Source organism: Massilia genomosp. 1, from assembly GCF_011682185.1.
Taxonomy (GTDB): Bacteria; Pseudomonadota; Gammaproteobacteria; order Burkholderiales; family Burkholderiaceae_D; genus Telluria_A; species Telluria_A rubra.
In genome coordinates this window covers 1-512 of the sequence record NZ_WHJF01000377.1, presented here as the reverse complement: position 1 = coordinate 512, position 512 = coordinate 1, and the positions used below count along the sequence as shown (strand labels likewise).

Genomic DNA, 512 nt, shown 5'->3' with positions numbered 1-512 from the left:
CCGGCTCTGCCAACCGAAGCCGGAATCAACATGCCCAAAATGGACATTGGCACCAACGAGCAGACCGAAGAATGCTCCCTAAACAATCTGTAAATACTGTCTCAAATAGTTTGACACGCTCCGATCGGTGGTGCAGAGGTATGCGGAAACATTGTCGCACCTTGCTCGACGAACGTCTTTATTAATGGCAAGGGGGCAGCCCGCGCAAACATCGACGCGGCGATCTGTTCGCGCCACTCATCGGGTCCTTATCGAATTGCAAGCGGAAGCGGAACGGTATACATCAACGGTCAGCCCGCTGCTAGAGTTAGTGATACGATCGCGTGCAGTGCTGTCATTACCGATGGTTCGGGGAATGTGTTTATCGGTGGAGGCGTGGGCGCGCCGGGCCCAATGCCGTTTTGAGTGGAAGTTGACTTCGGCTACCATATCGGCTACCGCTGTGAATGTCTGCGCCTTGCGGCGCTTGTCGATGTCCGGTCCGGAGCAGGGTCAAGGGCGGGCGGCGCGAA

1 protein-coding gene is annotated in these 512 nt (G+C 56.4%); it reads left to right on the top strand.

All coding sequences use genetic code 11. The features are described 5' to 3' along the window. Positions 1 to 123 precede the first annotated feature (123 nt). Complete coding sequence (locus tag F1735_RS38410; RefSeq protein ID WP_167241496.1) at positions 124 to 405, top strand: PAAR domain-containing protein; 282 nt, start codon at positions 124 to 126, stop codon at positions 403 to 405. Positions 406 to 512: the final 107 nt, after the last annotated feature.